The organism is Streptococcus thalassemiae, assembly GCF_903645285.1.
In the GTDB taxonomy this organism is placed as follows: Bacteria; Bacillota; Bacilli; order Lactobacillales; family Streptococcaceae; genus Streptococcus; species Streptococcus thalassemiae.
On record NZ_CAHJXN010000003.1, the window covers coordinates 366,077 to 372,500 of the forward strand.

Genomic DNA, 6,424 nt, shown 5'->3' on the forward strand with positions numbered 1-6,424 from the left:
TTATACCACATTTCAGAAAGAGTGAGTAAATCATGCCTAAGAAAATCCTTGTTTTACATACGGGTGGGACTATTTCCATGCAGGCCGATGCTTCTGGCGCTGTTGTGACAAGTTCAGATAATCCCATGAACCATGTGTCCAACCCACTTGAAGGAATCCAAGTCCACGCCTTGGACTTTTTTAACCTGCCAAGTCCCCATATCAAACCCAAGCATATGCTGGCTCTCTACCAGAAAATTAAAGAGGAAGCTGCTTACTACGATGGAGTGGTAATCACACACGGGACCGATACTTTAGAGGAAACAGCCTATTTCCTTGATACCATGGAAGTCCCCCATATGCCCATCGTTCTAACAGGAGCCATGCGTAGCTCCAATGAACTCGGTAGTGATGGTGTTTATAACTATCTGAGTGCTTTGCGGGTGGCTAGCGATGACAAGGCTGCGGACAAAGGAGTTTTAGTTGTTATGAACGATGAAATCCACGCTGCCAAGTATGTTACCAAAACGCATACAACCAACGTCAGCACCTTCCAGACTCCAACACACGGACCACTTGGTCTGATCATGAAACACGAAATCCTCTACTTTAAAACAGCTGAACCTCGTGTCCGCTTTGACCTTAATCACATACAAGGCTTAGTCCCTATCATCTCAGCTTATGCTGGTATGACAGATGAGCTGATTGATATGCTGGATTTGGAACAATTGGACGGTTTGATTATCCAAGCCTTCGGAGCTGGTAATATTCCCAAAGAAACGGCTCAAAAATTAGAAAGCCTTCTGCAAAAAGGAATCCCAGTCGCTCTGGTATCACGATGCTTTAACGGTATTGCCGAGCCTGTTTATGCCTACCAGGGTGGGGGCGTACAGTTGCAAAAAGCAGGCGTTTTCTTTGTTAAAGAACTCAACGCCCAAAAAGCCCGCTTGAAACTCCTCATCGCCCTCAATGCCGGACTAACAGGACAGGCTTTGAAAGACTATATGGAAGGCTAATACTCTTCGAAAATCTCTTCAAACCACGTCAACGTCGCCTTGCCGTATGTATGGTTACTGACTTCGTCAGTCTTATCTACAACCTCAAAAACATGTTTTGAGCTGACTTCGTCAGTTCTATCTACAACCTCAAAGCAGTGCCTTGAGCTGACTTCGTCAGCTTCCATCTGCAACCTCAAAGCAGTGCTTTGAGCTGACTTCGTCAGTTTCATCTACAACCTCAAAACAGTATGTTGCGCAGCCTTTAACCAGCCGCCTAGTCCGCTCTGTGGTATTCATTGAGTCGACATCTCTTGTTTAAGAGCACAAAATCAGGAAATCTTCTCGATTCCCTGATTTTTTCTATTTACGTTTTCGTGTTGAGCGACGTTCTGTCAAACCATGAGGTAAGAGAACTTCACGTTCTTCCAACTCTTCCTTGTGCATAATCTTGGTCAACATACGCATACTAATGGCACCAAGGTCATAAAGAGGTTGGGCAATCGTTGTCAAGTTTGGACGTGTAAAGCGTGAGATTTGTGAATCATCACTAGTAATGATTTCAAAATCTTCTGGTACTGACACACCCTTATCAGCCAAACCGTTCAAGACTCCTGCTGCCAACTCATCACCTGTCACAACTGCTGCAGTTGCGTTTGATGAAATCAAACGCTCTGCCAAGGCGTAACCATCATCATAGCTATACTTAGATTCAAATACCAAACCCTCACTATAAGCGATTTCTGCTTTTTTCAAGGCTTCCTTGTAGCCAACTAAACGAACCTTACCATTGATGTCATCCACTAGCGGACCGCTAACGAAAGCAATACGCTCATTTTCTTTAGCAAGGTAACTCACTGCATCAATCGTTGCTTGCTTATAGTCAATATTGACACTTGGCAACTGGTGCTCAACATCGACAGTTCCTGCGAGAACAATCGGAGTACGTGAACGCGAAAATTCTGAGCGAATTTTATCTGTCAAGTGATAACCCATAAAGATAATGCCATCTACCTGCTTTGAAAAGAGGGTATTGACAACAGAAACTTCTTTCTCGTTATCTTCATCGCTATTAGCTAAGACAATATTGTACTTGTACATTTCTGCAATATCATCAATCCCCTTAGCCAAACTCGAAAAATAACCATTGGTAATATTTGGAATCACGACACCGACAGTAGTTGTCTTTTTACTTGCAAGACCACGCGCAACTGCATTTGGACGATAATCCAAACGATCAATTACCTCTAGCACTTTTTTACGGGTATTCTCTTTTACATTTTTATTGCCATTGACCACACGGCTGACCGTCGCCATGGAAACACCTGCTTCACGAGCGACATCATAAATGGTTACTGTATCATCTGCATTCATTCCTTTTCCTGCCCTTTCTATCCCACACATTCTTTTACAAGTAGAGGCACCGATTGAAACTCTATATCTACTTACAAAAGTGAAGATGTGAAAATTTCGTTTTCATGTTTCTACTTATTCCATTCTATCACTAATTGTAAACACTTTCAAGTGTTTTTTGAAGATTGATTGAAAAAATTTCATGGAAAGCCTAGGTTTAGCTCCTTGCTACCACCTTTGACGAAACAAAAAGGAGGAAACTAAGCCTCCTCAAGTTACAAATTATTTCATTGAATCCCATCAATTTTAGCACATAATGGTTTTCGAGTTATGATAGTATCACAACCAACCAGATTCTTTCGCGATATTAGCTGCCTCTGTCCGATTACCTGCATCTAGCTTGGAAAGAATATTGGTGACATAGTTTCGGACTGTTCCGTTGGATAGATAAAGTTTGTCTGCAATTTCTTGGTTAGAGAAGCCCTGAGCAATTCCCTTTAAAACTGCGATTTCTTGTTCTGTTAATGGATTGGGATGCGTCATCACCACTTCCATCAATTCAGGCGAATACTCCTTGCCTCCTTCGAGGACAGTATGCAAGGTTTGCATGAGGTCTGCAATGCTTCTTTCTTTTAATACATAAGCATCTACTCCAGCCTTGACTGCACGTTCAAAGTAACCAGGGCGCTTGAAAGTCGTCACTACAACCACCTTTGTTTCTAGCTTTTCTACCCGAATCCATTCCAAGACTTCGAGGCCAGTCTTAACAGGCATCTCTACATCAAGAATGGCAATATCTACGGACTCTTTTTCTAAGAGTTGGATTGCTTCTTGCCCATTCTTGGCTTGTAAGACAGACTCTACATCTGCTTGAAAGGCAAGCAACTGGCACATAGCATCTCGCAACATACTTTGATCTTCTGCGACTAATACTTTCATCTACTTTCTCTCCTTATAAGGTAGTCGAACTTGCACTTCTGTCGGTTGTTTCTGACTAATTACCCTTACTTCTCCCGAAAATGGAAGAACACGATCTCGAACTGTATGGAGGTCATCCCCCTTTATAGAAGTAAAGCCACAGCCATCATCTCTCACTGTTAGAATGAGTTCCTTCTCTGTCCGTTCTAATTTCAAGTAGACTTTAGACGCTTTAGCATGTTTGATGATATTGGTCACTAATTCAAGCAAAATCATGGAAGCCGTTGACTCCAATTCCTGAGTTAAGCTAGCTGTATCTAGTTGATTAGCTATTTCCACCTCAATTCCAGCAATTTCTAACATCTTTTTCACAGTCTCTAGTTCAGATGTCAAAGTTCTAGACTTAAGATTTTCCACAATGGTTCGCACTTCACGCATTGATTCTTTGCTAATTTGCTGTATTTCTCTTAATTCCTTTTCCACCTGTGGATAAGCCTGTATTTGAAATAACTGCAAGGCTAGATCAGTTTTGACACTCAGCATAGCAAAAGTGTGTCCCAGACTATCATGCAAATCTTGACCGATACGACTGCGTTCATTTTCAGCAAGCAATAGATTTATCTGGGCATTTTGCTTAGCCTGTGCTTCTTTCAAATCCTCCACAATTCGAATCCGAACCGAGCCCAAAGTCATCAAATCGACAAAAGTAAGAATTACAATCAGATAGACTAGAAACTCAACTTCGATTCTCTGAAAAATCAACAGTTGGCCCACAACAAGGACTTGAGCAAGGAGAAATGTCCATACATGTAAAGACTTTAAACTACGTACGCCAAAATGATAAATTAAGAGATTGGAAAGAAAAAAGAAAAACCAGATATAATTCACAGCAACAAAGGCGGTATTCCCAGCTACATAGACCAGCATGATCCCCCAGAAAAGCCATGATATGCGCTGGTTCTTAGTTATTAAAACACCCAAATACGTCACTACAAATAGAATATCAACCAATAAATGCCAAGCAGGAAGCTCCCCAATCACTACAGGTAGGATGGGAAAAAGCATAAAAATTAAACTGGCCCAAAACATATAGTGTATGCTTTTCAGTCTTTCAAGCATTAAGCATTCTCCTTATGACCTTGAAGGTAAATGGTCAAACCAAACAAAACTGCTGAAAAAACAAGTAGATAAACTGTGGCTGATAGATTGATGCTACCCTCGTTTAAGAAGGTCTTGAGCAACTCCATCAACTGATAAGTTGGTAGGCGCTTCCCGATTGCTTGCATCCAGTCTGGAAATAAAGAGATGGGCATCCAGAGTCCACCTAAAACAGCCAAGCCTAGATAGAGAAGATTGCCCACGACAGACATCAGCTGACTAGAAGGCAAGAGTGTCAAGGTCAAGCCAAGCGCTACAAAAGCTACACTTCCTACTATCAGCAAGAACGCAGCCCCAATCCAGTTTCCAAGAGACATATCCACACCTCTTACAAAATGCCCAACTGAGAAAACAACCAGAATTGAGACCAAATAATCAACCATCATACTTGTTATCTTTGATAGATAATATTCTACCATATTTACAGGGCTATGACGTATTATTTTCTGCCAATTGTTGATCTTGTCGGTATGTAAAACAACTGGGAATGAAAAGATAGCTGTTGACATCATGGAAAAGGCTGTCATGGAGATGAGGTAGTCGCGCATAAAATTAGCCGGTCCACCTGGTGTTTCCTGGTACATGCCTGAAAAGAATAAATAGAAGGCTGTCGGCATCCCTACTGATAATAAATAATAGACTAGTTGCCGTTTGGTCAATAGAAATTCTATTTTATTTAATGCGATCCATCGTTTCATCTTAGTCATCTCCCTTCTGTGTTTCTTCAAAGATTGTATCTAGCAAACTACGGTTATTAACTTCGATTTCTTGTATGCTACATCCTGCTTGAACTAACAGTTGCCAAAAAGCATCCGCTTCTCGAGTGACTACTTGCAAAGAATCTTGCTTTAGGGTCCAGTTTTCAACCAAATTTGACTTCTCTACGACTTCCTTGTATGCTAGAGGAAGAATGAAGTACTTTTCTATTTCCTCGCTACGCATAGCTAGAGGCGTCGTATCACGAATCAACTCTCCCTTATTTAAAACCAAAATCCGGTCCGCTGTATGCTCTACCTCTTCGATATAATGGGAGGAATAGAGAATGGTAACTCCCTTAGCTTTTAGGTCCTGAACAATTTCCCAAAAGCGTTGACGGGTTGAAGTATCCATGGCAGCAGTTGGTTCATCTAAAAAGACAAGCTTTGGTCGCCCAATCAAGGTCAAGACAAAAGAGAAGAGACGCTTTTGCCCGCCTGACAATTTTTCTGCGAATTGCTCTTTCTGTTGCTGGTCAAACTGCAATAGTTGATCGATTTCCTGGTTGCTCAAGGGATTTGGGTAAGTGCTTTGAAAGAAAGCAATCAACTCTTTGACCTTTAATTTCTGAACGATGACATTTTCTTGAGGCAGATAACCTCTAATATAGTCTAACTGAGAACTCGTCACTGACAAGCCTTGGATGGATACTTGACCGCTTGTGACCAGTTTATCTCCAAGCAGACAGTCCAAGAGTGTGGTCTTTCCTGCTCCGTTTGGACCAATTAAGGCAACACATTCACCATCGTTGATTTCAAAGGAGATGTTCCGCAAAATCTCCTTGTCTTTTATTTTCTTACTCAATTTCTCAACTTTAATCACAGTCATGAGACTCTCCTTTCAACCACTCCATTCTCATAAGGAAAACGACGAAAATCATAAATCCAAACCCCAAAGCACCACGGATGAATTGGTGAAGGAAGGCTTGATCAAACCAACCTGTAAACATTTCTACCAACCATACCACTAGTGATAGTCCAATAAAAAGATAGAGAAACGCTTTTTTCATTTTTCAAACTCCTTTTTCACATCTGAGACTAATTTCAAACCTTCTCGGATAAGCCAGGACATCATTCCAAATCCTGCAAATAGCTCCCAAGGAAAATGATAGAAATCTTCATCCAATCCTGAGAACATGAGATAAGTCATGACTCCTGCTGCTACTAAACTCATTGCGACAATCATTTTATTTCTCATCTATTCTTCCTCCATTTCATACTACAATTATAGTCTTTGGAAATCAGAGGAGATAGAAGCTTCTGTCA

Annotated in this window: 10 protein-coding genes; 1 reads left to right on the plus strand and 9 read right to left on the minus strand. The window is 41.2% G+C overall.

Features of this window, described 5'->3' with window-relative positions:
- Window positions 1-32: 32 nt before the first annotated feature.
- Window positions 33-995, plus strand: coding sequence for an asparaginase (locus tag HWX15_RS06905; RefSeq protein WP_175880648.1), 963 nt, complete (start codon window positions 33-35; stop codon window positions 993-995).
- On the opposite strand, the gene HWX15_RS06910 is transcribed toward HWX15_RS06905, so the two are convergent.
- The 9 genes from HWX15_RS06910 to HWX15_RS06945 form a co-directional block, all read right to left on the minus strand.
- Window positions 992-1,162, minus strand: a complete 171-nt coding sequence (locus tag HWX15_RS06910; protein WP_175880649.1) for a hypothetical protein — start codon at window positions 1,160-1,162, stop codon at window positions 992-994. The two genes, HWX15_RS06905 and HWX15_RS06910, sit on opposite strands and share 4 nt — an antisense overlap.
- Window positions 1,152-1,274, minus strand: a complete 123-nt coding sequence (locus HWX15_RS10185) for a hypothetical protein (RefSeq protein ID WP_303048053.1) — start codon at window positions 1,272-1,274, stop codon at window positions 1,152-1,154. Before HWX15_RS10185 ends, HWX15_RS06910 begins: the two co-directional genes overlap by 11 nt.
- Before the next feature lie 63 nt (window positions 1,275-1,337).
- Window positions 1,338-2,348: a catabolite control protein A gene (gene ccpA, locus HWX15_RS06915; RefSeq protein ID WP_175880650.1), complete on the minus strand. Its 1,011-nt coding sequence runs from the start codon at window positions 2,346-2,348 to the stop codon at window positions 1,338-1,340.
- Between the two features lie 318 nt (window positions 2,349-2,666).
- On the minus strand, window positions 2,667-3,266 hold the full coding sequence (locus tag HWX15_RS06920; RefSeq protein WP_175880651.1) for a response regulator transcription factor: 600 nt from the start codon (window positions 3,264-3,266) through the stop codon (window positions 2,667-2,669).
- Window positions 3,267-4,364 carry a sensor histidine kinase gene (locus tag HWX15_RS06925; RefSeq protein ID WP_175880652.1) on the minus strand — a complete coding sequence of 366 codons (1,098 nt, stop codon included), beginning with the start codon at window positions 4,362-4,364 and terminating at the stop codon, window positions 3,267-3,269.
- Window positions 4,364-5,101 (minus strand): ABC transporter permease, encoded by a 738-nt coding sequence (locus HWX15_RS06930; protein ID WP_175880653.1) that lies wholly within the window; start codon window positions 5,099-5,101, stop codon window positions 4,364-4,366. The genes HWX15_RS06925 and HWX15_RS06930 overlap by 1 nt, the downstream gene beginning before the upstream one ends.
- Window position 5,102: 1 nt before the next feature.
- Window positions 5,103-5,987 (minus strand): ABC transporter ATP-binding protein, encoded by an 885-nt coding sequence (locus tag HWX15_RS06935; RefSeq protein WP_175880654.1) that lies wholly within the window; start codon window positions 5,985-5,987, stop codon window positions 5,103-5,105.
- On the minus strand, window positions 5,974-6,168 hold the full coding sequence (locus tag HWX15_RS06940; RefSeq protein ID WP_173212254.1) for a hypothetical protein: 195 nt from the start codon (window positions 6,166-6,168) through the stop codon (window positions 5,974-5,976). The genes HWX15_RS06935 and HWX15_RS06940 overlap by 14 nt, the downstream gene beginning before the upstream one ends.
- On the minus strand, window positions 6,165-6,356 hold the full coding sequence (locus tag HWX15_RS06945; RefSeq protein WP_175880655.1) for a hypothetical protein: 192 nt from the start codon (window positions 6,354-6,356) through the stop codon (window positions 6,165-6,167). The genes HWX15_RS06940 and HWX15_RS06945 overlap by 4 nt, the downstream gene beginning before the upstream one ends.
- Window positions 6,357-6,424 lie beyond the last annotated feature (68 nt).

Bases quoted from the DNA above. Each gene is read 5' to 3' on its own strand.
- HWX15_RS06905 (WP_175880648.1), top strand. From the start codon at position 33: ATGCCTAAGAAAATCCTTGTTTTACATACGGGTGGGACTATTTCCATG.
- HWX15_RS06910 (WP_175880649.1), bottom strand. From the start codon at position 1,162: ATGGAAGCTGACGAAGTCAGCTCAAGGCACTGCTTTGAGGTTGTAGAT.
- HWX15_RS10185 (WP_303048053.1), bottom strand. From the start codon at position 1,274: ATGAATACCACAGAGCGGACTAGGCGGCTGGTTAAAGGCTGCGCAACA.
- ccpA (WP_175880650.1), bottom strand. From the start codon at position 2,348: ATGAATGCAGATGATACAGTAACCATTTATGATGTCGCTCGTGAAGCA.
- HWX15_RS06920 (WP_175880651.1), bottom strand. From the start codon at position 3,266: ATGAAAGTATTAGTCGCAGAAGATCAAAGTATGTTGCGAGATGCTATG.
- HWX15_RS06925 (WP_175880652.1), bottom strand. From the start codon at position 4,364: ATGCTTGAAAGACTGAAAAGCATACACTATATGTTTTGGGCCAGTTTA.
- HWX15_RS06930 (WP_175880653.1), bottom strand. From the start codon at position 5,101: ATGAAACGATGGATCGCATTAAATAAAATAGAATTTCTATTGACCAAA.
- HWX15_RS06935 (WP_175880654.1), bottom strand. From the start codon at position 5,987: ATGACTGTGATTAAAGTTGAGAAATTGAGTAAGAAAATAAAAGACAAG.
- HWX15_RS06940 (WP_173212254.1), bottom strand. From the start codon at position 6,168: ATGAAAAAAGCGTTTCTCTATCTTTTTATTGGACTATCACTAGTGGTA.
- HWX15_RS06945 (WP_175880655.1), bottom strand. From the start codon at position 6,356: ATGAGAAATAAAATGATTGTCGCAATGAGTTTAGTAGCAGCAGGAGTC.